Raw genomic sequence first — 24,902 nt, 5'->3', positions numbered from 1 at the left:
CTTCAGGCAGAATGCGGCTTTGGCCTGGCGAGGCGCTGGATCCAGCGGAAGGCGTCGCGGCGCAGGCGCGAATGCATCTTGTCCCTGGAATTGACGCCGAGCAGCGTATCGCCGGTGATCAGCCATTTGGCCAAAAATATCGAGAGGTCGGGCTTGATGCGGTCGGCCAGTTCGATCGCGCGCGGTGCATCAAAGAGCCGCCCCGTCACATTGAGAACCGTCGCCAGTTCGAGCTCGATGCCGCTGATGCGCGCCGCCTCGAAAAGCCGGTCTTCATCCGCGGGCGACCGCAGCGCGCGCACGCCCTGCAGCACGTCGACGCAAAGCTGCAGCCGGTGGAACTTGTGCCCGCCGGCGGCGTGGACAATGGCGATGGTCAGCAGCGCGGCCGGCGTGTCGGCCTCGCTGCCGTCGATGATCTGCAATTCGCGAAAGCCCAGCGACAGCCGCCGCCGCATGCCGGAATCATGCACCAGGTTGCCGTGCAGTTCGATCAGCAGGCTGGTATTCTCCTTCTCCAGCCACTTGAACTCCTGCAGATCCTGCGACTGCGCCTCGCCGCTCCAGAGCTCGAAGCCGCATCCGGCAATCACCGTGTTGGCTTCAATGATGCTGGCCGGCTCGACCAGAATGTCGATGTCGGTGAACGGCCGGTCAGCGGCGTGGCGGTAAAGTTTGCGTGCGAAGACCGGACCCTTGACGATGCGGGCCGGAACATTTTTCGCCGCCAATGCCTTCATGATGCGGTCGCCATGATATTGCAGCAGCATCGATTGGCCGGTCGCCAGCGTCGAGCGATCACGCAGTTCCGACAGCTTTTGCCGCAAGGCTGCGTCCGCAGGCAGTTGGGCGTCGCCGATCTCGCTGAGCTTGCGCAGCATGATCGGCAGCACGCCGTGGAACTCGGCATTGGCGAGCAGTGCCAGCAAGCTTTCGGCAGCAACGTCACGGCCAATGGCAACCGTCGCCTCCGGGTCGGCGAAGGTCAGCAGCAGTTTTTCATCGGCAGGCGCAAGAGATGGCAGCATCAAACCCGGATTGCGTTCGCCCACATCAGCAATTCCCGTCCGGAATTGCGTCAAACAACCAACTCAGAGGAGCGTATGTTGCAGAAAAGCATGCATGAAGCCAGCGTGTGGTGGCAGAACCAGCTCATGAATTGACTTTCCACGGTTTCGGTCCATTCTTTTGCACTTGACTGAAAAGGGTGTTTGGAATGGCCAAGAAAAAGTATGAAGCGCCCGTGCTGCGCAAGGCAGGAAAGTTGTCCAGCGTGGTGGCCGGGCCGTCGCTGCCGATACCGCGATAAGACTTCTACGGCTTCGGTTTGGATGAAGCCGGAGCGGTCGGCCGCAAGGCAAGCCGCGCTGCAGGCGGGCAATCTGTCGGCGTGACTGCGGGTAACGGTCCGTCCGGTCCCGCAGGCTAAGGCAAGTTCATAAGCCGCCTGTTCGGGATATGGGCAAGGCCCCTCCGTTACAGTCCCCAGCGCAGCGCGGCTGTGTGCACCGGCGCGTCCCACATTGACGTTACCTCGTCATCCAGCATGGTCAGCGTGATCGAGCAGCCGGCCATGTCGAGCGATGTCACGTAGGACCCGACCAGCGAGCGGGTCACCGTCACGCCCTGTTTTTCGAAGATGTTTCGGGCGCTGTTGTACATCAGATAGAGCTCCATCAGCGGCGTGCCGCCAAAGCCGTTGATGAACAACAGTGCCGGGCCTTTCGCCCTGTCGCCGAGATCGCCCAGGATCGCGGCGCAAATCTCTTCGGCGATCGCATCGGCGCTTTTCAACGTGTCGCGACGCCGGCCGGGCTCGCCATGAATGCCGACGCCGAATTCCATCTCGCCATCACCAATCTCGAAGGTCGGCCTGCCGGCCGCCGGCACCGTGCAACTGGTCAGCGCCACGCCCATCGAACGCGTCGCGCTGTTGATGCGACCGCCGAGCGCCTTGAGATCCGCCAGCGCCATGCCTTGCTCGGCGGCGGCGCCGACGATCTTCTCCACCACCAGCGTGCCGGCGACGCCGCGCCGGCCGGTCGTAAAGGACGAATTCTCGACGGCGACGTCATCATTGATCACCACCTGCAGGACGCCGTCGGCCATTTCGCCGGCCATGTCGAAATTCATCACGTCGCCTTCATAGTTCTTGACGATGAACAGGCAGCCGGCGCCGGTATCGACGGCGGCGGCCGCCGCCAGTATCTGGTCCGGCGTTGGCGAGGTGAAGACCTGGCCGGGGCAGGCGGCGTCCAGCATGCCGTGACCGACAAAGCCGGCATGCAACGGCTCGTGGCCGGAACCGCCGCCCGAGATCAGCGCCACCTTCCCCGGCTTCATCACCTTGCGGCGAATGAATTTGTGCTCCTCGCCCAGCACCAGGATGTCGGCATGAGCTGCAACGAAGCCGTTGAGGCTTTCGGTCAGCACCGTGTCGACGGAATTCATAAACTTCTTCATGTGTCCTCCCGACACAACACGATCAGCCACCACTCCTGCCGGTGATGCTGGTGATCTTCTGGATGAATTCGTTGATCGCCTTGTCGAGCGCTGCATTCTGCTTGTCGTCGCCGAAATCGGGCACGATCAGCGAGACATGCCGGGTCTTGCGCATGCCTGCCGCAACCGACATCTTGCCGGGATGCGCCAGATGATAGGCAGCCAGAAACTGATCGCGCTCGGCCGGACTGAAATGGCAGACCGAAAAAATAGCCGGCAGATGTTTTGACGGGATCGGGGTCGAATAGGCCGCGCTGGAAATCTGGGTGACGAAGCTGCGGTGCTTGCCAAGCGCGTCGGCAAGGCGTTGTCGCATACCCGACGGTCGCTGGTCGATGACCTGCGACAGGATCGTCTTGTAGGCGCGGATCGCCTCTTCGGAGCCGGCTTCTGGTGTCTTGTCGGCCATCTCAGTCATCCTAGACCGATGCATCCGAGATGGCCGCCTTGGCCATGGCGAGTTGGGCGGGAGCCACCGAGAGATCCCGCAGGCCGGCCTCGAGCAGTGCCGGGATCGATGCCGGATCGCCGCCGGCATCGCCGCACAGGCTGACTGGGATTTTCGCGCGCAGGCCAAAAGCGGCAACCGAGCCGATCAGCCGCAACACGGCGGGATGGCGGACAGAATTAAGATGCGCCACGGCTGCGTTATCGCGGGCAGCCGCCATTACATATTGGGTCAGATCGTTCGAACCGATCGAGAAGAAGGCGACATCGGCGAACGCCTCCGGCGCGATCGCCACCGAAGGCACCTCGACCATGATGCCGAGCGGCGGCATTTTTTGCGCGATGCCGCGCGCGGCAAGCCCGGCCTGCTCCTCCACGAACAGAGCGGCGGCGCGTTGGTATTCCTCCGCGACGGCGATCATCGGAAACATCACCTTCAGATTGCCGTGCACCGCCGCGCGCAGCAGCGCCCGGATCTGTACGCGAAACACCTCCGGCCTTGCCAGCGACAGCCTGATGCCACGCAGCCCGAGGAACGGGTTGCTCTCTTCGACGGTGAAGCCCGGCACCGGCTTGTCGCCGCCGGCGTCGACGGTACGGATGGTCACCGGCTTGTCGCCTGCCCATTCCAGCACCTTGCGATAGGCCTGGTATTGCGTCTCCTCGTCCGGCGGCGCCTTGCCGAACAGGAATTCGGTGCGCATCAGCCCGAGCCCGTCGCAGGTCGAAATGTCGATGCCGTCGACCTCGGACGGATCGGCGATGTTGACCTGCACGCGCACTGTCGTCCCGGCCCGGGTTACCGCCGGTTTCGCGAGATAGACTCCGGCCTTGTCTCGATGTGCCACAAACGAGGACGAGGACCGGTGGAACGCTTCGATCTCGGTCGTGGTCGGCGAAAGCACGATACCGCCATGCTCCGCATCGAGCAGAGCCAGACCGACGGGATTAGCCGGCGAAGCGCCAAGCCCCACCACCATCGGCACGCCGCGCGAGCGCGCCAGCATGGCGACGTGGCTGGCGGCGCTGCCGGCCCTCAGCGCGATGCCGCCGCCGGTGCTCCAGTCGGTCTCGAGAAAGCGCGTCGGCGCGATGTCCTCGCCATAGAGAATGGCGCCCGCTGGTGGAGCGCTCTCCTGCTCCTCGGTAAGGGCGCGCAGCACGCGGTCGCGGATATCGCTGATATCGGCGGCGCGAGCCCGGAAATAGTCCTGGTCTGACGTTTCGTAGCCGGAGATCTCGGCGTCCAGCGCCTGTCGCCAGGCCATGTCAGCCGGCATGCCGGACGCGATCGCGGCAAAAGCCGGGCCGGTCAGGGCATCGTCCTCAAGCATGGCGAGCTGGAATTCGAGAATGCCGGCGGCCTCCTCATCGGCGGTTTCAATCAGGGTCGCGAGCCGGTCAGCCGAACTGGCGATAGCTGCTTCCAATGCAGCCTTTTCCTCGCCGGCTGTCGCCTTCCGTGAGTAGTGCGCGGTGCCGTTGTCGAGATTGAACAGCGGCCCCTCGGCGTAGCCGGCGGAGGCCGAAATGCCTTGCAGCCTAAGCGGTTCGGGCATGGCCCGCGCCTTCGTCGAAATCGCGCCGCACCAGCTCGACCAGCGCTCTCACGGCATCATCGGCGCCGTCGCCTGTGGCCCGGATGTGCAGCATGGTGCCTTTCGGCGCCCTGGCCGCCATCACCTTGACGATGCTCTTGGCGTCGAACCATGGGCCGTTGGCAGAAAGCGCAATCTCCACCTCGGCCGCAAAGCTCTTGGCAAGCTTGGTGAACTTCACCGAAGGGCGCGCATGCAGACCCACCTCGTGGGTGATCAGGACGGTCGCTTCGGCAAAGGCGGACATCAGGTCAAAATTCCCGTTCACTCACGACGGCGACAATTCATGCGCCGTCGCCACCACTTCCTTCAGCGAGGCGCCGCCGGAGGACTCGGTCGCCGCCATCACCGCGCCTTCGACGATCGGCGCGTTGCAGACGATGATCTTCTGCGCCCGCGGCTCGCCGATCATTTCCACCGCCATTTCCGAATTGGTCTCGGCGCCGCCGAGATCGACCAGTATGGCGACGCCCGCCTCCGACCACGCCTTGTCGATGGCGCCTATGATCGCTTCGACGCTGGTGCCGAGCCCGCCATGGCCGTTTCCGCCGCACCATGCAAGCGGCACTTCGTCGCCCACCATCTGCCGCACCATGTCGGCCGTGCCTTCGGCAACCAGCGGCGAATGCGAGACGATGACGATGCCGACATTGCTCATGCTTGGCCCTCGACGGTTTCGGCGACGATCCGCACCAGCAGCGCCACAGAGCGTCCGCCGGCATCCATATGACCGATTGAGCGGTCGCCGAGGAATGAGGCGCGACCGCGTGTTGCCTTCATCGGCACGGTCGCTTCGGCAGCCGCGTCGGCAATATCAGCGATTTCCGAGCCTGTCTTTCCATTCGCGAGCGCGTCATGCACCGGATACAGCACATCGAGCATCGTCTTCTGGCCGACCTGCGATTTGCCTCTGGCGGCCACCGCCTCGATTGCCTTGCCGAAAGCAGCCGTCAGCTTGGGGCGATCCGGCTCTCCTGAAATCTCCTTGCCCAGCGCCAGGAACAATGTGCCGAACAGCGGCCCGGACGCGCCGCCGACCGTCATCACCAGCTTGGTGCCGATCGCCTTCAGCGCCTCGGGCAGCGGCTTTGCAGCGAACGCCCCGGCATCGGCGCGCACAGCCTCGAAGCCGCGCTTCATGTTCAGCCCATGGTCACCGTCGCCGATCGCCTGGTCGAGCGCGGTCAACTCTTCCGAGTGAGCGGCGATCGTGTCCGCGGCGGCGGTGATCAGCCTGGCAAGGTCGAACGCTGCCATGTCCAGATTCCCGGTTTCGATCCTGCCGGCAGTATCGCAAGAGTTTTCATTCGACAATCGAAGCATGCCGTCAGGCCGCTGCATGCAGCGCGGCGGCGGCCGCGAACACTTCGGCCACGGCATGGGCGCCAGGGTCGACTACGCCTTGCAATTTGGCGCCAACATAGGCGGAGCGTCCGGCCTTCGCCTTCTCCATGGCAGCGGTCGCCTCGGCGCCGTGCCGTGCCGCTGTAGCCGCGGCATCCAGCCCCTTGGCATCGAGCGCCTTCAGCCCCGGCTCCAAGGCATCGACCATGGTGCGGTCGCCGACCCTGGCGCCGCCATAGAAGGTCATCCGGTCAAGCCCGGCAAGCAGCGCCTTGGACAGGGTTGCTCCGCCGTTCGAAGCCTGAGCCGCCGCCGTGAAGAAGATCGACAGCAAGACGCCTGAGGAGCCGCCCATTGCGACGCCCAGACTATCGCCTATAGCCGCAAGCGTGGCGGCAGGGTCGGCCAGCGGCAGCGCATCGAGCTTCTCCAACACGCTGCGCGCGCCGGTCGCAACCGTCGAACCGGTATCGCCATCGCCCGCCTTGGCGTCGAGCCCGTTCAGTGTCTCTTCGAGCGCGATCAGCCGTTCGCAGACCGTGATGATCAAACGCCTGGTGCCGGAATCCTGGCTGGCCCTTTGGGCTGCGCTGTTTCCAGCCGCTTTCGCCATAGGCACGATAGCCGGCGCGACGACGGTTTTGGCCGGCATCCAGGCATGTGGGCCGACAGGCGCCAGCAAGGCTGCCTCGCGCGCCGCATCGAGCTTGATCAGCGACAGCGAAAAACCGTTCATGTTGAGCGCCGTCATCAGCGGTCCGGGGCCGATCGCAAGCTTCACGGTCTTGGCCAGCGGCGAGGCCAGCACGGCATTGGCGACCAGCGACATTTCGAGCGGCGGCACCGAGCCGAGATTGTTGATGAGCAACGCGTGGCTGGCGTTCGGGTCGAGCCGCGCGGCCAGCCGCTCCGCCATGATCGCCACAAGCTTGTCGGCGCTTTGCACTGCGATGCGCTCGACGCCCGGCTCACCATGGATGCCGAGGCCGAGTTCGCCATCGTTTTCGCCGAACCGCTCGTCATGTGGCTGGCCGGGGATGGAGCAGGACGACAGCGACATGCCGAGCGAGATGATGTCCTTTGCCGCCGCACGAGCGGCTGTAGCAACGGCTGCCAGATCCTGACCGGTCTCCGACAAATGGCCGGCGATCTTGTGCACGAACAAGGTGCCGGCGACGCCGCGCGGCTGGTTGATATCCGGCAGGGCGATATCGTCGGCGACGATTGCCATCTCGACGCGAAACCCTTCGGCGCGCGCTTTCTCGGCCGCCAGGCCGAAATTGAGGCGGTCGCCGGTGTAATTTTTGACGATCAGCAAGCAGCCGGCCGGGCCGGTCACCGCGCGGATGGCGGCCAGCACGGCCTCGACACTCGGCGAGGCGAAGATCTCGCCCGAAACCGCCGCCGTCAGCATGCCCTTGCCGACAAAGCCGGCATGGGACGGTTCGTGTCCGGCGCCGCCACCGGAGACGACGGCAACTTTCGCCTTGTCCCAGTCGGCGCGCAGCACGACCTTGATCTCGGGGTAACCGTCGAGGCGCGCGAGATCGCCGGAACCGATAGTCCGCAACAGCCCGTCCAGCGCCTCGGTGACGATCGTTTCCCTGCGGTTGAAAAAGTGCTTCATCGAATTCGTCCTGTATTCGTCAATCAGAAGCCGGTGCCGTGCCCTTGGCGAGACACCGAAAACCTCACATCAGTCTTTGTCCGTCGGCGCCGAAATAAAGTGGCGAGCGGTAGCGGATCACCACTTTGTCGCCCTCGGCCAGATCCGTATCGGGGTCGGTGAGCGTCACCAGTTTCTTCGGGCCGACCGTAACATGCAGATGGTTCTGGTCCCCGAGATGTTCGACCCAGTCGACGACGCCGTCGGCATGGCCGTTTGCGGTCTTCTCGATCGACAGATGCTCGGTGCGCGCGCCGATGGTCTTGGTTCCGGTCGGCGCCCCACCATCAGGCAGCAGTCCCGCTGGCAGCAGATTGATCGCCGGCTGGCCGAGCCGTGCGGCGACATGAAGGTTTGCCGGCTCGGAATAGATGGTGCGCGGCGTGCCGATCTGCACCAGCACGCCATTGTTGAGGATGCCGATGCGGTCCGCCATGGTCATCGCCTCGATCTGGTCGTGCGTGACATAGAGCATGGTGGCGCCGAGCTCGGCTTGGATGCGCTTGAGTTCGAGCCTGAGATCGGCGCGCAATTTGGCGTCGAGCGACGACAGCGGTTCGTCCATCAGATAGATCGACGGCTTGCGCACCAGCGCGCGCCCAATGGCGACGCGCTGCATTTCGCCACCCGAAAGCTTGGTCGAGCGGTTGGCGAGCTTGTGGTGGATGCGCACCATCTTTGCCACCTCTTCGACGCGGCGGCGAATCTGGTCCTCCGGTACTTTCCGCGCCGGCGAGCGCAGCGGGAAGGCGAGGTTGTCGTAGACTGACAGATGCGGGTAGAGCGAATATTGCTGGAAGACGAAAGCGGTGTCGCGCTCGGCCGGCGACAGCGTCGTCGCATCGTGGCCGCCAATATCGATCCTGCCGCCATCCGGCCGCTCCAGTCCGGCGATCAATCTCAGCGTCGTCGTCTTGCCGGCGCCGGTCGGGCCGAGCAGCACGACGAATTCGCCATCGGCGATGGTAAGGTCGAGGCCATTGACGGCGACATGATCGCCAAAGCTTTTGGTCACGCCCTTGATGTGCACGTCAGCCATGCTGCGCTCTCCCTTGAGAGGCGGTATCGTGAACAGCGGTGCGCACGGCGCGGCCCGATCCCTTGTCGAAGAGTGACAGCCGCGCGCTGTTCAACATCAGGCCGACATGATCGCCTGTGGACAGCCGGATTTCAGCCGGCACCCGCGCCTTGATGATGCCGTCCGCCGTCTCCACCGCCACGATCTGCGTCGTGCCGAGATATTCGGTGCCATAGATGGCGCCGCGCAGCTTTGAGGCGTCGTCGAAGCGAATGTGCTCGGGGCGGATGCCGAGCGCCATGTCGGCCGGCGCGATATCCTCGCGCACTTCCGGCACCGCCACCTTGGCGCCTTGCACTACGATCTCCTTCGCCCCCTTCGCCAATCCGCCGCCAAAGCCGAGAAAGTTCATTGGCGGCGAGCCAATGAAATCGGCGACGAACATGGTTGCCGGGCGGTCGTAGATCTCGCGCGGAGTGCCGAACTGTTCGATGACGCCATGGTTCATCACCGCGATCTTGTCGGCCATCGACATTGCTTCCATCTGGTCGTGGGTGACATAGACCGTGGTGGCGTGGATGCGGTTGTGCAGCTCGCGCAGCTCATGCACCATCAGATCGCGGAATTCGGTGTCGAGCGTGCCGAGCGGCTCGTCCATCAGGAAGCATTTTGGCCGTCGCACGATGGCACGACCGAGCGCCACGCGCTGGCGGTCACCGCCGGCAAGGCCCGAGACTGATTTGTTGAGCAGATGGTCGATGCGCAGCAGCTTCGCCGTTTCCTCGACACGGCCTCGAATCTCGGCCGACGGCATGCCTTGCGCGAGAAGCGGGAAGCCGATGTTCTTGCGCACATTCATATGCGGATAGAGCGCGAACAGCTGGAAGACGAAGGCGATGTCGCGTTCGCGCGCCCGGCGCATGGTGACGTCCTCGCCGCCGAGCAGGATCTGGCCGCCGGTCGGCAATTCGAGGCCGGCGACCATGCGCAGCGTCGTCGTCTTGCCGCAGCCCGAGGGACCAAGCATGACGAAGAACTCACCATCCTCGACGACGAAGCTGGAATCCTGCACCGCGACGAAATCGCCGAAGGCCTTTCTCAAATGTTGGACGCGGATTTCGGCCATGATTATTCCGGGAACTTCGAGACGATGATGAACATCACCGTGCCGGCGAGCATGGTGATGAAGGAATAGGTGTAGAGCGCCAGCGCGAAAGGCTGGAACAGCATCAGGAAGCCGACGGCGATGAGCGCCGTCGCAATGTTTTCCATGAGGCCGCGTCGAGCCCAGCGCGGCCAGGATGACTTTTTGGAGATGGCTGGGCGCGTCATGCGCAGCTTCCTTCCTTCTGCCCGGTAACGGGGCGAGACGGTTGCCAGGTGGTTCCCCCACTCCGTCGCTGCTTCGCAGCGCCACCTCTCCCCCCTCCGGAGGGAGAGGAAGGGAGTCTGGTTGAATGAAGTTCGCGCCCTTCCTCTCCCCCGTCGATCGGGGGGGAGGTGTCGAGCGAAGCTCGACGGAGTGGGGGTCGACCTGGCACACCACTCATTTGCGAACCGCGCCGAAAGTGATGCCGCGCAGCAACTGCTTGCGTAGCAGGATGGTGAAGACCAGGATCGGCACCAGGAAGATCGTCGTGCCCGCCGCCACCGCCGGCCAGTCCTGGCCGCCTTCACCGATAATGGTCGGGATGAAGGGCGGTGCGGTCTGCGCCGTGCCGGAGGTCAGCAGGGCCGCGAATGCATATTCGTTCCAGGCAAAGATCAGGCAGAAGATGGCGGTCGCGGCGATGCCGGTGGTCGCTTGCGGCAGCACGGTGCGCCAGAAGGCCTGCAGCCTGGTATAGCCGTCGATCATCGCCGCTTCTTCATACTCGCGCGGGATCTCGTCGATGAAGCCTTTCAGCAGCCACACCGCGAGCGACACGTTGACCGCGGTGTAGAGCAGGATCATGCCGAGCGCGGTGTCGGACAGGCCGAGCTCGCGGTACATCAGGTAGATGGGAATGGCGACCGCGATCGGTGGCATGAAGCGCGTCGACAGGATGAAGAACAAGAGGTCATCGGCCAGCGGCACCTTGAAGCGCGAGAAACCGTAGGCCGAGAGCGTGCCGAGGAATACGGCGCAGAAGGTGGAACCGAAGGCGATGATCAGTGAGTTGACGAAGCGCGGCAGGAAGTTGGACGGGCCGGCAATCACCATGTTGCGCTTGCGCGAGGTCTCGTCGCAGAAACCGGTCGCGGGTCCGAGCGAGTTGATGTAGTCGGGCGTTTGCCTGGTGCGCGTCGTGAACAGGTTGCAATAGCCCTCGATGCTCGGCTGGAACAGAATCTTGGGCGGATAGGCGATCGAATCCGGCGGCGTCTTGAAGCTGGTGGCGAAGATCCACAGCAACGGCACGATCGAGATCAGCACGTAGAGCACGATGATCGTGCCGGCGATCCGCTTAGAATTGGCCGAGGGGGCGACGACGGAGTGGGCGGTGGTCAGGCTCATCTCTGCTTCACCTTGTTCAGCGCCTTGACGTAGATGTTGGCCAGCCCAAACACCGCGACGAACAGGATGATGGCGAAGGCCGAGGAATATCCGGTGCGCCAGCTCTCGAACGCCTGCCGCTTCAGCGTGATCGAGGCGACCTCGGTGGTCGAGCCCGGCCCGCCACCGGTCAGCAGGTTGACCATGTCGAACATCTTGAAGTTCTCGATGCCGCGAAACAGCACCGCCAGCATGATGAAGGGCAGCGCCATCGGCAGCGTGATCGACCAGAACTGCCGCCAGTTGGACGCGCGGTCGACCTCGGCGGCTTCATAGATGTATTCGGGGATGGAGCGCAGGCCGGCGAGACAGATCAGCATGACATAGGGCGTCCACATCCAGGTGTCGACGATGATGATCGACCACGGCGCCAGCGACACGTTGGACAGCATCTGGATGTCGGTCGGTGGTATCCGGGTGACGAACGAGATGGCGTAGGCGAACAGGCCGATCTGCGGCTCGTAGAGGAAGCGCCAGAAATTGCCGACCACCGCCGGCGACAGCATCATCGGCACCAGGATGATTGTCGTCCAGAAGGCGTGGCCGCGGAATTTGCGGTCGATCAGCCAGGCCAGCGTGAAGCCGATCAGCGTCTGCAGCAGGATCGTCCAGAACACGAAATGCGCCGTCGTCTGCATGGCGATCCAGATGTCCTGGTCGCCGAGGATGCGCTGGTAATTGGCGAAGCCGAGGTTCTTCACCACCTCGTTCGGGCGGTTCGCCCGGAAGTTGGTGAAGGACAGGTAGATCGCCCAGAACAGCGGGAAGATGTTGATGGCCAAGAGCAACAGGATCGTCGGCGAGATGAACAGCCAGGCGAGGCCCTTGTCGCTGATGCCCCGGACCTTGCGGGCCAACGGCTCCGGGGTCGCCCGGGCAACGTTCTCCGCAGTCCGATTGAGCATGGTGAGTCCTGCTTCGGTCACGTCAAGTCTCGACACTGGAATTTATCTGAACTGCGTTCCGTGCCAAGGGCAGCACGGGACCAAGAGCATGATGCCGAAAAGTGTGAAGCGGTTTTCGGACGACATCATGCTCTCTCTCTTTTTAGCCCTGAGGCGGATGATTTCTGATCGATTCGGCCTGAAAATCATCCGCCTCTGGGGTCAGGCTCGGGAGGAGCCGTTGGTCCGGTTACATCTTGCCGTCGTCCTGGAACACTTGCGTCCAGTCCTTGACCAGGCCGTCAAGCGCGTCCTTGGCCGAACCCTGGCCGGCAACGACATAGTCGTGGAAGCGCTTCTGCGACGCCTGCAGCAGCGGTGCGTAGCTCGGCTCGGCCCAGAAGTCCTTCACGATCGCCATCGAGTCGAGGAAGGTCTGTGCATAGGGCTGGCTGGACGGGAAGGCCGGGTCCTTGACCACCGCGTTCAGGCAGGAATAGCCGCCGAGCGACCACCATTTGGCCTGCACATCCTTGTTGGCGAACCACTTGATGTATTTCAGCGCCGATTCCTGCTTGTCTGAATAGGACACCACCGAAATGCCCTGGCCGCCAAGCTGCGCAAACTGGGCGCCACCGGGACCCTTCGGATTGACGAAGTAGCCGATCTTGTCGCCGCCGACATTCTCGTCCTTCTGCAGGCCGGGCCAGGTGAATGCGAAGTTCATGTGCATGGCCACCTGACCGGATTTGAAGGCGTCGACGCCTTCGCCCATATAGCTGTTCGAGGCACCCGGAGGCGTGCAGCAATCGTAGAGCGACTTGTAGAACTCCAGGCCTTTGACCGCGTCTGGCGAATTGACGAAGCCTTCCATCTCGTAGGGCTTCTTGGGGTTTTCATACTGAAAGCCGTAGCTGTAGAGCACGTCCATGGCGCCCATGGTGATGCCTTCCGAGCCACGCTCGGTGTAGATCGAAGCGCCATAGACGGTCTTGCCGTCGATCTCGCGCTTCTGGAAGAACTCGGCGACCTGCTTCAGTTGGTCGAAGGTGGTCGGCGGGCCGAGATCCCAGCCATATTTTTCCTTGAATTCCTTTTGCAGCTCCGGCTTGGAGAACCAATCCTTGCGGTAGGTCCAGCCGACGACGTCGCCCATGGCCGGCAGCGCCCAGTAGTTCGGCGTGTTCTTCGGCCATTCGGAATAGCCGACGACTGTTGCCGGCACAAAGTCGTCCATACTGATCTTCTCCTTGTCGAAGAAGTCGTTCAGCTTGACGTAGTGGCCGTTCTCGGCCGAGCCGCCGATCCACTGGCTGTCGCCGATGATCAGGTCGCACAATTTGCCGTGCGAGTTGAGCTCGTTGAGGAAGCGGTCGGCATAGTTGGTCCACGGCACGAATTCGAATTTCATGCCGATGCCGGTTTCCTTGGTAAAATCCTTGGACAGTTCGACCAGCGCGTTTGCCGGATCCCAGGCGGCCCAGCAAAGCGTCAGGTCTTCAGCGTGCGCAACGTTCGAGACGGCTGTCGACGCAGTAATCGCCGACGCCAGCCCCAACGCCAGTTTCAAGCTCGATTTCATGCCTTCCTCCCATTTGCGAAACGCGCCCGGATGGCCGTTTCAAGAACCCCTCAACCCTCGCTCCTCCGAGGGCCTAAACACGGCGCGCTATGCGTCGCCAGGGCGGCGCGGTGCACCGCAGATGTTTAGTAATTTGTTTAGTGATGCAATTTTTACTAAACAAGGCAAGCGAATTCGTCGCTGCGCCGCAACATGGCGAAACGGCGATTGAAATCGTTTGGGAAATGATTGCCGGACGGCTCGCCCGGAAGTTGCTTAGCCGGGGTCGCCTACGATTTTCGTCTGCGGCGTCACCGGCCGGACAGGGGGCGCGGGCGGCAGTAGCGCGCGGATGTCGGCGAAGGGAAATGTCGGCTCGAATCGGAAGGCCTCGGCCAGGGAGCCGGGAACGCTGTTGCATTGCCCGGCGCGAAACTCATTCTGGAAGCGCGCTCTGTCGACATATTGCTCCGGCCACTGCGACTGGTGCGCGCGGATCGCCTGCGTCTTGATATCGCCGTAGGCGGAAATGTCGACGTAATGCGTCGGCACAAAACCGGTGCCGCCCATCGTGTCGGCATGCAGCACGGGGACGCCGAACGAGGCCGCGATGCGCACGCCGTCCGACAAAGCACGATGGTCGGCGTGATAGTCGTTGGGGGCATGCGTGATCACCAGATCCGCCGCGGTCTCGCGTATCAGCGCTTTCAGCGAAGCGATCAGTGCCGCATCGGCCACCAGTTCGCCGTCGGGAAAGTCGAGAAAGCGAAGGGTTGCGCCGAGCAACGCCGCAGCGGCCGCCGCCTCGTCGCGGCGGACACGAGCCAAAACGCTCGGGTCGCCCATGCCGCCCCTGGCGCCATCCGTGGCCACGGCAAAAGTCAGTTCTGCGCCTTGCGTGGCATAGGCAGCCAGCGTACCGAACATGAATATCTCGATGTCGTCGGGATGCGCGCCGAGCGCCAATACCTTCACTGCACTCTCCCCTGAAATGGAAAAACGTGACGAACGGAATCCTGCTCGCCCTCATCGCCTATGCAAGCTATTCGTGCAGCGATGCCGTTATCAAGAGCCTTGGCGGACAGTTCACCGTCTTCGAGATCGGCTTCTTCATCACGCTGTTTGCCGGCTGCTTCCTGTTTTTCAGCCGCCCAGTCGATGAGCGCTGGCGCGACTTCTGGCGCACCGGGCGGCCATGGGCGGTGCAGGCCCGCGCCTGGGCCGGCATCGCCTCGGGCGTGCTCAGCGTCTACGCCTTCACCACCATTCCGCTGGCCGAGACCTATGCACTGATCTTCCTGGCGCCGCTTTGCGTTACCATTCTCTCGACCGTCATCCTGAAAGAAAAGGTCGGTCCATGGCGCTGGCTGGCGGTGGTTGCCGGCTTTGCAGGTGTCATGCTGGTGGTGCGGCCAGGTTTTCGCGAGTTGCATCTCGGACACCTTGCCGCCTTCACGGTGGCCTTCCTCGCCGCGGCCAGCGTCATCCTGATGCGGTCGCTCGCCCAGCAGGAAAAGCGCACCACCATGCTCGGCGTGCTCATCGGTTACGGGCTGCTGTTCAACGGGGCCGGCACCATCGCTACATCGTTCACCCTCCCCAACGCCATGCAACTGCTGTGGCTGGTGCTGGGCGGCGCCTTTACCGCCGGCGGCCAATTGCTGCAGCTGCTGGCCGCCAAATACGCGCCGGCCAACCGCATGGCGCCGACGCATTATTCGCAGATCGTCTGGGCGGTCATCCTCGGCGCGCTGTTCTTCCAGGAGTATCCGGACTGGATATCGCTGGTCGGCTTGGCCGTCGTTGGGGCGTCTGGCCTGCTCACCATGGTGCGCGAGGAGGTGCGGCTGGGCACGGTGCGCTGGAACCCGTTTGCGCGCACGAGGCTTTGAACTGGCCGCACCGCGCGAGGTTGCGCGGCGGCATCCGCGGCTGATATGCGGTCACCTGGCTGCATACCGTTGAGACGATGAGCAAAAGAACCCTGCCGGAGCTTCCTGTTACCGCCGTGCTGCCGGCGCTTGGCGAAGCGCTGACTAGGCAGAACAACGCCGTCCTGGTGGCGCCGCCCGGCGCCGGCAAGACGACGCTGGTGCCGCTGGCGCTGCTCGATGCGCCCTGGCTGGTCGCCGGCAAGATCGTCCTGCTCGAACCGCGCCGCCTCGCCACCCGCGCCACCGCCCGCCGCATGGCGGAATTGCTTGATGAAGAGCCAGGCGCCACCGTCGGCTATGCCATGCGCATGGAAAACCGCACATCGGCCCGGACAAAAATCCTGGTCGTCACCGAAGGCGTCCTGGCGCGCATGATCCTAGACGATCCCGAGCTGCCCGGCGTCTCGGCGGTGATTTTCGACGAATTCCACGAGCGCTCGCTCGACGGCGATTTCGGCCTGGCGCTGGCGCTCGATGTGCAGGGCGCGCTGCGGCCCGATTTGCGCTTGCTGGTGATGTCGGCAACGCTCGATGGCGCGCGCGTCGCGAAACTCCTGTCCGGCGCCCCGGTGATCGAAAGCCAAGGCCGCGCCTTTCCCGTCGACATCCGTTACGACGAACGGCCGGCCGGCGTTCCCGTCGAAGACACCATGGCCAAGGCTATCCGCTCCACCCTTGCCGAGGAGAGCGGCAGCGTGCTCGCCTTCCTGCCCGGCCAGCGCGAGATCGAGCGCACCGCCGAGCGGCTGCAGGGCCGCCTCGGCGCCGACACCGACATCGTGCCGCTCTACGGCCAGCTCGACAACAGGGCGCAGGATGCCGCCATCAAACCGGCGCCGCCCGGCCGCCGCAAGGTGGTGCTGGCGACGTCGATCGCCGAGACCTCGATCACCATCGACGGCGTGCGCGTCGTCATCGATTCCGGCCTGTCGCGGCTGCCACGATACGAACCGGCGAGCGGCCTGACGCGGCTGGAGACGGTGCGTGTCTCCAGGGCGTCGGCCGATCAGCGTGCCGGCCGCGCCGGGCGTACACAGCCAGGCGTCGCCATCCGCCTGTGGCGGGCCGAGCAGACGGCGGCCCTTCCCGCCTTCACCCCACCCGAGATTCTCGAAGCCGACCTGTCCGGCCTACTGCTCGATTGCGCCGCCTTCGGCGTCGCCGATCCCGCAAGCCTGTCCTTCCTCGATCCGCCGCCCATTCCCGCGCTCAACGAGGCGCGGGCGCTGCTCCTGGCGCTGCACGCCATCGATGCGGCCGGCCGGCTGACGGAGGCGGGCGGCGCGATGCGCAAGCTGGCCCTGCCCGTGCGGCTCGCACACATGGTCGCTGAAGCCGCTGGCGGCGGCCACGCGCTCGAGGCTGCGATGCTAGCCGTCCTGCTCACCGAGCGTGGTCTCGGCGGCGACGGCGCCGACCTCGAACGGCGCTTGATGCGCTTCCGCACCGAAAAGTCACCGCGCGCCGTTGCGGCAAGGCAGCTTGCCGGGCGATTGGCGAAGGAGGCGGGCGGCCCCAAGAGCAGCGAAACCGCTTCTGCCGGTCTTCTCCTCATCCACGCCTGGCCGGACCGTGTCGCCAGAGCGCGCGGCGAGCGCGGGCGTTTCGTGCTCGCCAACGGCTCCGGCGCCATGCTCGAAGCCGCCGATCCGCTGGCCGGTGAGACCTGGCTGGTCGTCGCCGATCTGCAAGGCAAGGCGCAAAACGCCCGTATAACCGCCGCGGCCGCGGTCCACGAGACCGACATCCGTGCCGCTCTCGCCGACAGGATCGAGACGCGCCGCGAGACAAGCTTCGACCGCGAGCGGCGCGCGGTGCGCGTGCGCGAGACCGCCAGGCTCGGCGCCATCACTTTGTCGGAGCGCATGCTGCCCGCACCAACTGGAACAGACGCCGACCGCGCCATCCTGGATGCCTTGCGCGAGCACGGCCTGTCGCTGCTGGAATGGAGCAAGGACGGCGAGACGCTGCGCCAACGGCTTGGCTGGCTGCATCGCGGCCTAGGCGCGCCTTGGCCCGATGTTTCGGAAGCCGCCCTGCTCGAACGCCTCGACGACTGGCTGCTGCCGTTCCTGTCGGGCAAGGCGTCCTTCGCCGCCATCGACCCCGGCACGCTGTCATCGGGCCTGATGGCGCTGGTGCCGCATGATTTGCAGCGCAAGATCGGCACACTGGCGCCGACCCATTTCGACGCGCCGTCCGGCAGCCATGTGCCGATCCGCTATGACGGCGAATGGCCGGTGCTGGCGATCCGCGTGCAGGAACTATTCGGCCTTGACCGCCATCCGGCAATCGCCAACGGCACCGTGCCGCTGACGCTCGAGCTGTTGTCGCCGGCGCACCGGCCAATCCAGACGACGCGCGACCTGCCCGGCTTCTGGCGCGGCTCCTGGGCCGATGTGCGCACCGACATGCGCGGCCGCTATCCCCGCCATGTCTGGCCGGAAAATCCGCTGCTCGCTGCGGCCACCGCCCGCGCCAAACCGCGAGGGACCTAGCGCTCGTCCTTTCCCGGCTATAATCCTTGGCCATGATCAACATCGTGCACGCGCCAGACTTCCAGCAAAGCCAGCGGCTGCGCCTCAACACGCTGATCCGGCTGCGCTGGCTGGCCATCGTGGGCCAGAGCCTGGCGGTGCTGGTCGTCGCCTATGGGCTCAAATTCCCGCTGCCGGTCAGCCTCTGCTTCGCGCTGGTCGCCTGCTCGGCCTGGCTTAACCTGGTGCTGACCTTCCGCTATCCGGCAGCGCACCGGCTGACCCCGTTCTCAGCCTTTTTCATCCTGACCTTCGACAGCCTGCAGCTTGCCGGCCTGCTCTTTTTGACTGGCGGCCTCACCAACCCGTTCTCGGTGCTGATGACCGTGCCCGTCGTCATCTCGGCGGCGTCGCTGCCGCTGCGGCTGACTGCGGTGCTCGGCGCGCTGGTCATGGCGGCGGCCACGTTGCTGGTCTTCTTCCACCAGCCGCTGCCATGGTACGAGGGCGCGCCGCTGCCCATGCCATTCATCTATGTCGCCGGCATATGGATGGCGGTGTTTTCCTCGATCGCCTTCACTGCCATCTATGCCTTCCGCGTTGCCGAGGAAGCCCGCCTGCTCGCCAATGCGCTTGCCGCCACCGAACTGGTGTTGCAGCGCGAGCAGCATCTGTCGGCGCTCGATGGCCTCGCCGCCGCCGCCGCGCACGAACTCGGCACGCCGCTCGCCACCATCGCGCTTGTCTCCAAGGAAATGGAGAAGGCGCTGGGTAACGATCCGAAATATGGTGAGGATGTGAAGCTGTTGCGCTCGCAGAGCGAGCGCTGCCGCGAGATCCTGAAGCGGCTGACCAGCCTGTCCTCCGAGGGCGAGGCGCATCTGTCGCGTCTGCCGCTGACCTCGCTGGTCGAGGAGGTGACGGCGCCGCACCGCGATTTCGGCATCTCGATCAAGCTTCGGCCGGGCGAGCGCGTCGGCCCCGAACCGGTGGGACGGCGCAACCCCGGCGTCATCTACGGCCTCGGCAATCTCGTCGAGAACGCGGTCGACTTCGCCCGCAACAGTGTGACGGTGCGCTGGAGCTGGGACGAGCTCGACGTCACCTTCTCGATCATCGACGACGGGCCGGGCTTTCCGCCCGAAATCATCGACCGCATCGGCGAGCCCTATATGTCGACGCGCCAGGGCAACGAGGCCGGCGGTGGCCTGGGTCTCGGGCTGTTCATCGCCAAGACCTTGCTCGAACGCTCCGGCGCCACGCTCGATTTCCGCAATTCGAGCGGACTGGGCGAAGGCGCGATCGTGCAGATATCGTGGCCGCGCACGGTCTTCCTCAACCCGGAATCGGTGGGGATCTCGATGTTCGACACCGCGTAACAGCCTTGGCGGAGGCGGCAAAATTGGACAATGGCGTTCAGGAACTATATCTGCGTAAAATTAAGGCAGCAGGATTTTTTAAGATAATGACTGGCGAAGAAGCAATTGGCGCAATGGTCGAAGGCGAGGACACCTCGCTGCTCATCGTCGACGACGACAAGCCGTTCCTGACGCGGCTGGCCCGCGCCATGGAAACCAGGGGTTTCGTGGTCGAGACGGCCGAGAGCGTCGAGGAGGCAGTGGCCAAGGCGCGCGCCCACCCGCCAGCCTATGCGGTGGTCGACATGCGGCTTGGCGACGGCAACGGCCTCGACGTCGTCGCCGCCATCCGCGAGAAGCGCGACGATGCCCGCACCGTCATCCTCACCGGCTACGGCAACATCGCCACCGCGGTGACCGCGGTGAAGCTCGGCGCCATCGACTATCTGTCGAAGCCGGCTGACGCCGACGACGTGTTTGCAGCGCTCACCCGCACCGCCGGCGAGCGCGCCGCCCCCCCGGAAAATCCGATGTCGGCCGACCGCGTGCGCTGGGAACACATCCAGCGCGTCTACGAAATGTGCGACCGCAACGTGTCGGAAACCGCGCGCCGGCTCAACATGCATCGCCGCACGCTGCAGCGCATACTCGCCAAGCGCGCACCACGCTGAGGTTCACGCGCCGGCGGCGCCGGCCGCCAATTGCCGAACCTCAGCGCTGCCCCTCACCTGCCTGCCGGCATCCTCTCCCCGTATAGAGACGGGGGAGAGGGGCGCTCTCATCGCCGGTTTCGCCAATCGCCGGCGTTGCAGGAGACGACGGCGAGGCTGAAGCTGCCTCTTTCTCCCCGTCGCTATGCGGGGAGTTGAGGAATGGTGTGCGAAGCGGACGAAAAGCCAACTGCTTGGCTTTTCGAATAACGAACGTCCGGCAGGACAATGAGGGGCGGCGCCAACGCTGGAAACAGTTGCGCTTGCCGTGCCATCGACCTTTGCCCATCATCGGCAATAACGCCGCCGGAAAACCCGGCAACGGAGCACAGATGCGCGACAAGCAGCCGAAATCCATCCTTCGCGAATTCCTCGACGGCGAGGCGGCGGGCGGCATCATCCTGATGGTTGCGGCAGCCCTTGCGCTGATCGTCGCCAATTCACCATTGGCCGAAACCTATTTCGCCGCTCTCCACGCCTATCTCGGCCCGCTCAGCGTGTCGCACTGGATCAATGATGGGCTGATGGCGGTGTTCTTCCTGCTGGTCGGCCTCGAGATCAAGCGCGAGATGCTCGACGGTCAGCTCTCGACCTGGCCGCGCCGCGTGCTGCCGGGCGTCGCCGCCGCCGGCGGCATGCTGGTTCCCGCACTCGTCTATGTCGCCATCAACCGCAACAACGCCGCCGCGCTCTCCGGCTGGGCGATCCCGACCGCCACCGACATCGCCTTTGCGCTCGGCGTGCTGTCGCTGCTCGGCAACCGCGTGCCGGCGTCGCTCAAGATCTTTCTCACCGCGCTCGCCATCATCGACGATCTCGGCGCCGTCATCATCATCGCCATCTTCTACACAAGCGGCCTATCGCTGGCCTATCTCGGTGCGGCCTTCGCCGTCATCGTGGTGCTCATCGTGCTCAACCGCATGCGGGTGACGAGGCTGACGCCCTACCTCGTGCTCGGCGCCGTGCTGTGGGTGCTGGTTCTGAAATCGGGCGTGCATGCCACGCTGGCCGGCATCGCGCTGGCTCTCACCATTCCGCTGAAAATCTCTGCCGATAGCGGCCACGATCTCAACCATTCGCCGTTGCACCGGCTCGAACACGGCCTGCACAAGATCGTGCCCTTCGTCGTCATCCCGATCTTCGGCTTTGCCAATGCCGGCGTGTCGCTGGCCGGCCTCAGCGCCGCAGTCCTGGTCGAGCCGCTGACGCTCGGCGTTGCCGCCGGCCTGGTGCTGGGGAAGCTGGCCGGCGTCTTCGGCTCGTCCGCGCTTGCCATCCGGCTCGGCTTCGCCGACCTGCCGGTCAATGCCGGCTGGCTGCACATGATCGGCATTTCGCTGCTCTGCGGCATCGGCTTCACCATGAGCCTGTTCATCGGCCTGCTTGCCTTTGCCAACGACATGGCGCTGCAGGACGCCGTCAAGGTCGGCATCCTGGCGGGCTCGTTCGTTGCAGCGCTGCTGGGGGCAACCGTGCTGTTGGTGGCGCCAGCTGCGGGGGCGGAGGAAGAGGTGGAGTAGGCGTTCTTGGGTTCCTCGCCCCACTTTGTGGGGCGAGGAACTTGAGCTTCGTCTACTCGCTCTCCCCCGCCAGCGCCGGCACCGCCACACCCGCCAGCTCCGCCGCCAGCAGCCGCGCCGCACCCGCCCGTGCAATGCGCAGCATCAGCGCCTTGCGCGTTGCTGCGGCCATGCGGTGCTCGGGCGCCTCGCGCAAAATCTCGGCGCCGTAGCCGTCGGACAGGATGAAGCCGCATTCCTCCGGAAAAATATCCGAGGGCACGCCGGGATGCGTGGCGAAGAAGAAGCGGTCGGAGTGCAGCCGGTAATCAGGCCATTTGCGGTCGACGCGAAAATCCTCGATCGAGGATTTGATCTCGATGATCCAGATGTCGCCCTGCCTGGTCAGCGCCACAAGGTCGGCGCGCCGCCCGGTGGCCAGCGACAGTTCGGGCAGCACATGCATGCCCATTTGCATCAACAGCCTCTGCACGCCGCGCCGCACCAGCATGGCGCGTTCGGACTGGCGGCCGTCGATGAGGGGATTGAGGGGAATCGGCGAAATGATCGGCATGGCAGCCACCATGCCAGATTTTGTTCACGGTTTGAACCCTGTGTGCCATGGCGATTATCCGGTTGACAAACCCAAAGTGAAATAGGAATATGATCCTCGACAGGCCGGCAACTCTTATTCCTCGACATTTCGCAACCTGAACTTTAGTTCCATCTAATGTATCACCAGATTGTGTGGTAAGCTTGGAACGTGCAACCGTCGAATGACATCGAGTTGGCGCGCGCTCTACGTCTTAGCCTTGCGCTTGAGCGAGCGCTAATGCGCGCCTTGCTTGATGGACTGTCCCGCGTCCGCATGGAAGTCCGAGACGCCGCTGCAATCCGCGATCACATGCGGGGCATGCGCTCTGCCGTAGGGGATGCTTTCTGGAATTATATGGAACCGTGGCGACAGCCACACATTCCTAGTTAAGCGGGCGCTAAGAGAAGGAAAGACCGGTGGTGGGAACCTGACCACCAGTTCATTGAAAGCGCCCGCCGTAGCCAGCGCTGGGTGGAGAGCGAACTGGACTCCCTACAATCGACCATCCATGAGACACGCCGCGTCCTAGAGGCTTCACGGAATCTCTTAAAAAAGATTGCCGAGCACGAACACCCTACCCAGCCGTAGGGGAATGGCTACAGGACTTGTAGCGCTGCGGGGCGATACCTTTGAAGGTAATCGCGCACGGTCGCGACGACTCTACCCCTTGCGTAGGTAATTGATAGTTGAACCGATCGCCATCACAACAAGGACGGTGAACCCGACGAACATAGCCATTGTGGCAATCATACCGGCTGAATTCACATATAGCTCGGGGAATTGCTTGGCCAGTTGGCCGGAATAAGCACCTCCTACAAGCAGCAGGCCGCCCGGTGTCGACGCTGCTGCCTTTGCGATTTCAGCCCCGGTGCCATCCCCCAAGAGACTACCTCTTCAAATCGCGCCTTTTGGCAAAGAACCCCACTACCGTCAGGGCCACAAGACCCAACGGAAGGACAGCCGCCGCTACCACATTTGAAGTGAAAAACACCGCAACCAGCCCAGCCACAATGATCGCCAAGCATGCCCAAGCCAACCCGTTCAGACCGATGCCCGCCGATTCGGCTTTGGGAGCAGCAGCCAGGGTATCAGAGTTGATGAACCCACTTCTGATGGTCATCACCGCGATTGCATCCTTTTCGCCGTATGAAGCGCCATAACGGAAGCGTTTTGGCAGGTCAGTTGGCTGGTAGTTACCCTCATAAGCTAAGCTCATGTCAGCCTCCAGTCGCAAGTTTAATGTTACGGTCAAGCCAATCGCGCAACGATTGGGCCGCTTCGATAGATAGATAGGTACCTATCTCGACATTTCTAATGACGCCGTCCTTAGCCTCGACAACATTGCCTTTTTCTACCTGGTCTATCGTGAATGAACCGTTCTCACCATCGACCGGTATAAGGTCATGCTCCACAATCTGCGGCAAAGGGAAGCGTTCCGTATAGAATGCCACCCAAATCCTACCTTGGGGTGTCGGGCCACCGATTGCGCCATCGCACGCAATCTCCCGATACTGGTTGGATTTGATATAGTGGAATCTGAGCTTTTCGGGCGGATTTTGGGCCATGGTGAACCGATTGTGGGGACCTCTCCATACCGAACTTTCGGAACGGTGTCATCTGCCTTCAGCCTTGCGCTTGCGCCGCACCAATTCCTTTATCTGTTCCTGGGTCAGCTTTGGCGCGTGGGCGATCTTGTTCACCACGGCTTCGAAGGCGGCGTCTGACTGTTTCAAGTCTTTGGCGGCTTCTTTGAACTTATCGAGTTGACTCTTGGACTTTTCCTTGATTCCCATCATGGATGCCTTGTTCTTTCTCAGCCTATGTTGACGAAGCGGGAGACGAAGGGTTTGGAAAACTTCGGCTCCCCGGAACTACCGGCCAATCCCATTGGCTTGGCGTTGGCGCTGTTCTCGTTTCCGAAAGCAATGACCGCTTCATGCCATCTTGGCGAGACGAGATCGTATCACTTTTCCCGAAGAAAAAGAATCAACGGGATCTACATTTCCGACACCTCAATCACAGCCAACGTGTAGCTGCTTGCAACATTCTACGTGAGAAGCCCCTAGGCATTTGCGTCATCGCCTCAAACAAGGAAACGATTCTCGACAGCCAGGAACTGGAGGTATTCAAGCGAAAGCAGCATCTCTACAACTATCTTGTCCGCTGGCTTCTTGAGCGCCTCACAGCGGCTTGCCGGGAAAAGGCTCGCGTCGATGGCAATGGCCCGGCAAGCCTCTTTGTCACCTTCTCCCGACGATCTGGCACCGACTACCAAGTGATGCGGGACTACTTCGAATTCATGAGGGATGGACGAGAGCTATTGAAACCGGTTCGCTCGATAGATTGGAGCGTTTTCGATCCTGCCAACATAAGGGTGGAAAATCACGCTGTACGAGCCGGATTGCAGATTGCCGATGTAGTGACGAGCGCAACATGCGCTGGCTTGGAGGCAAACGAATATGGGAATGTAGAACCGCGCTATGCGCTATCGCTGAAGGCCCGCTACCTTAAGGAACGGAAGCGCATATTGAACTGCGGCCTCACATTGATCCCGCCGATAGGGCGCTCCCCGCTCAGCAAAGAGCAGGGAGCATTTATCGCCGAATTAATCAAGGTGACAGGCCCCCGGACCCCTGATGCACATCGCTAGGATGCTGCTGCCCTAAGGCAACTCGGGGTAGCTCCGGCGCTTGCCTGCCATCCCGAATATGACATTTTTCCTATCGGCGTTCAATACGTTGTACAGAAAAAAGCTGTCGAATCAACTGGTTAC

General features: G+C 63.3%; 26 protein-coding genes. 6 read left to right on the top strand and 20 right to left on the bottom strand.

From position 1 onward, the window contains the following. Window positions 1–2: 2 nt before the first annotated feature. From X756_RS153675 to X756_RS153745, 15 genes are all read right to left on the bottom strand, one after another. Window positions 3–1,028, bottom strand: a complete 1,026-nt coding sequence (locus X756_RS153675; protein ID WP_023668787.1) for a nucleotidyltransferase family protein — start codon at window positions 1,026–1,028, stop codon at window positions 3–5. A gap of 448 nt (window positions 1,029–1,476) precedes the next feature. Further along, window positions 1,477–2,463 (bottom strand): dihydroxyacetone kinase subunit DhaK, encoded by a 987-nt coding sequence (gene dhaK / locus X756_RS153680; RefSeq protein ID WP_023694188.1) that lies wholly within the window; start codon window positions 2,461–2,463, stop codon window positions 1,477–1,479. 22 nt (window positions 2,464–2,485) lie between these two features. Next, a complete protein-coding gene (locus tag X756_RS153685) occupies window positions 2,486–2,911 on the bottom strand; it encodes a hypothetical protein (protein ID WP_023668784.1) in 426 nt (141 codons plus the stop codon). Window positions 2,912–2,921: 10 nt separating this feature from the next. After that, on the bottom strand, window positions 2,922–4,508 hold the full coding sequence (gene ptsP, locus X756_RS153690) for a phosphoenolpyruvate--protein phosphotransferase (protein WP_023729630.1): 1,587 nt from the start codon (window positions 4,506–4,508) through the stop codon (window positions 2,922–2,924). After that, the gene (locus X756_RS153695; protein WP_023729629.1) at window positions 4,492–4,794 is read right to left on the bottom strand and encodes an HPr family phosphocarrier protein; all 303 of its coding nucleotides are present in this window, start codon (window positions 4,792–4,794) and stop codon (window positions 4,492–4,494) included. Before X756_RS153695 ends, ptsP begins: the two co-directional genes overlap by 17 nt. A 21-nt stretch (window positions 4,795–4,815) precedes the next feature. Further along, window positions 4,816–5,205: a dihydroxyacetone kinase phosphoryl donor subunit DhaM gene (gene dhaM, locus X756_RS153700; RefSeq protein ID WP_023668781.1), complete on the bottom strand. Its 390-nt coding sequence runs from the start codon at window positions 5,203–5,205 to the stop codon at window positions 4,816–4,818. Then, window positions 5,202–5,804 (bottom strand): dihydroxyacetone kinase subunit DhaL, encoded by a 603-nt coding sequence (gene dhaL / locus X756_RS153705; protein ID WP_023729628.1) that lies wholly within the window; start codon window positions 5,802–5,804, stop codon window positions 5,202–5,204. The genes dhaM and dhaL overlap by 4 nt, the downstream gene beginning before the upstream one ends. Before the next feature lie 70 nt (window positions 5,805–5,874). Next, window positions 5,875–7,518 (bottom strand): dihydroxyacetone kinase subunit DhaK, encoded by a 1,644-nt coding sequence (locus X756_RS153710; protein WP_023729627.1) that lies wholly within the window; start codon window positions 7,516–7,518, stop codon window positions 5,875–5,877. Window positions 7,519–7,582: 64 nt separating this feature from the next. After that, entirely contained in the window at window positions 7,583–8,596 is a 1,014-nt protein-coding gene (locus X756_RS153715; RefSeq protein ID WP_023729626.1) for an ABC transporter ATP-binding protein, read from the bottom strand. Further along, the gene (locus X756_RS153720; protein ID WP_023729625.1) at window positions 8,589–9,701 is read right to left on the bottom strand and encodes an ABC transporter ATP-binding protein; all 1,113 of its coding nucleotides are present in this window, start codon (window positions 9,699–9,701) and stop codon (window positions 8,589–8,591) included. The genes X756_RS153715 and X756_RS153720 overlap by 8 nt, the downstream gene beginning before the upstream one ends. A gap of 2 nt (window positions 9,702–9,703) precedes the next feature. Beyond that, on the bottom strand, window positions 9,704–9,907 hold the full coding sequence (locus tag X756_RS153725) for a hypothetical protein (protein ID WP_023694181.1): 204 nt from the start codon (window positions 9,905–9,907) through the stop codon (window positions 9,704–9,706). Between the two features lie 214 nt (window positions 9,908–10,121). After that, window positions 10,122–11,072: a carbohydrate ABC transporter permease gene (locus tag X756_RS153730; RefSeq protein ID WP_023729624.1), complete on the bottom strand. Its 951-nt coding sequence runs from the start codon at window positions 11,070–11,072 to the stop codon at window positions 10,122–10,124. After that, window positions 11,069–12,016 carry a sugar ABC transporter permease gene (locus X756_RS153735; protein WP_031198535.1) on the bottom strand — a complete coding sequence of 316 codons (948 nt, stop codon included), beginning with the start codon at window positions 12,014–12,016 and terminating at the stop codon, window positions 11,069–11,071. Before X756_RS153735 ends, X756_RS153730 begins: the two co-directional genes overlap by 4 nt. Window positions 12,017–12,245: 229 nt before the next feature. After that, window positions 12,246–13,577 (bottom strand): ABC transporter substrate-binding protein, encoded by a 1,332-nt coding sequence (locus X756_RS153740; protein ID WP_023729623.1) that lies wholly within the window; start codon window positions 13,575–13,577, stop codon window positions 12,246–12,248. A gap of 255 nt (window positions 13,578–13,832) precedes the next feature. Next, entirely contained in the window at window positions 13,833–14,531 is a 699-nt protein-coding gene (locus X756_RS153745; protein ID WP_023729622.1) for a PIG-L deacetylase family protein, read from the bottom strand. 26 nt (window positions 14,532–14,557) lie between these two features. Between X756_RS153745 and X756_RS153750 the strand changes: the two genes are divergently transcribed. From X756_RS153750 to nhaA, 5 genes are all read left to right on the top strand, one after another. Continuing rightward, window positions 14,558–15,448 carry a DMT family transporter gene (locus X756_RS153750; protein WP_023711243.1) on the top strand — a complete coding sequence of 297 codons (891 nt, stop codon included), beginning with the start codon at window positions 14,558–14,560 and terminating at the stop codon, window positions 15,446–15,448. A gap of 77 nt (window positions 15,449–15,525) precedes the next feature. Beyond that, window positions 15,526–17,988 carry an ATP-dependent helicase HrpB gene (gene hrpB / locus X756_RS153755; RefSeq protein WP_023729621.1) on the top strand — a complete coding sequence of 821 codons (2,463 nt, stop codon included), beginning with the start codon at window positions 15,526–15,528 and terminating at the stop codon, window positions 17,986–17,988. A gap of 32 nt (window positions 17,989–18,020) precedes the next feature. Further along, on the top strand, window positions 18,021–19,346 hold the full coding sequence (locus X756_RS153760; protein WP_023729620.1) for an ActS/PrrB/RegB family redox-sensitive histidine kinase: 1,326 nt from the start codon (window positions 18,021–18,023) through the stop codon (window positions 19,344–19,346). Between the two features lie 86 nt (window positions 19,347–19,432). Then, window positions 19,433–19,996, top strand: a complete 564-nt coding sequence (locus X756_RS153765; protein ID WP_023672848.1) for an ActR/PrrA/RegA family redox response regulator transcription factor — start codon at window positions 19,433–19,435, stop codon at window positions 19,994–19,996. Window positions 19,997–20,367: 371 nt separating this feature from the next. Continuing rightward, window positions 20,368–21,555 carry a Na+/H+ antiporter NhaA gene (nhaA, locus tag X756_RS153770; RefSeq protein WP_023729619.1) on the top strand — a complete coding sequence of 396 codons (1,188 nt, stop codon included), beginning with the start codon at window positions 20,368–20,370 and terminating at the stop codon, window positions 21,553–21,555. A gap of 52 nt (window positions 21,556–21,607) precedes the next feature. On the opposite strand, the gene X756_RS153775 is transcribed toward nhaA, so the two are convergent. The 5 genes from X756_RS153775 to X756_RS153795 all read right to left on the bottom strand — a co-directional run bounded on the left by X756_RS153775 (window position 21,608) and on the right by X756_RS153795 (window position 23,925). Continuing rightward, window positions 21,608–22,108, bottom strand: coding sequence for an MmcB family DNA repair protein (locus X756_RS153775; RefSeq protein WP_023713558.1), 501 nt, complete (start codon window positions 22,106–22,108; stop codon window positions 21,608–21,610). Window positions 22,109–22,789: 681 nt separating this feature from the next. Continuing rightward, window positions 22,790–23,011: a hypothetical protein gene (locus X756_RS153780; RefSeq protein ID WP_023729618.1), complete on the bottom strand. Its 222-nt coding sequence runs from the start codon at window positions 23,009–23,011 to the stop codon at window positions 22,790–22,792. 4 nt (window positions 23,012–23,015) lie between these two features. Then, window positions 23,016–23,345, bottom strand: a complete 330-nt coding sequence (locus X756_RS153785; protein WP_023729617.1) for a hypothetical protein — start codon at window positions 23,343–23,345, stop codon at window positions 23,016–23,018. A 1-nt stretch (window position 23,346) separates the two neighbouring features. Next, window positions 23,347–23,580: a hypothetical protein gene (locus tag X756_RS153790; RefSeq protein ID WP_156941359.1), complete on the bottom strand. Its 234-nt coding sequence runs from the start codon at window positions 23,578–23,580 to the stop codon at window positions 23,347–23,349. Between the two features lie 162 nt (window positions 23,581–23,742). Then, on the bottom strand, window positions 23,743–23,925 hold the full coding sequence (locus X756_RS153795) for a hypothetical protein (RefSeq protein ID WP_023729615.1): 183 nt from the start codon (window positions 23,923–23,925) through the stop codon (window positions 23,743–23,745). A 2-nt stretch (window positions 23,926–23,927) separates the two neighbouring features. On the opposite strand from X756_RS153795, the gene X756_RS153800 reads away from it, so the two are divergent. Next, the gene (locus X756_RS153800; protein WP_084569898.1) at window positions 23,928–24,779 is read left to right on the top strand and encodes a DUF3800 domain-containing protein; all 852 of its coding nucleotides are present in this window, start codon (window positions 23,928–23,930) and stop codon (window positions 24,777–24,779) included. Window positions 24,780–24,902 lie beyond the last annotated feature (123 nt).

The sequence above is a fragment of the Mesorhizobium sp. LNJC405B00 genome, from assembly GCF_000502615.1.
Taxonomy (GTDB): domain Bacteria; phylum Pseudomonadota; class Alphaproteobacteria; order Rhizobiales; family Rhizobiaceae; genus Mesorhizobium.
The sequence above is the reverse complement of the archived record's forward strand: the minus strand, read 5'-3'. Positions and strand labels throughout refer to the sequence as shown.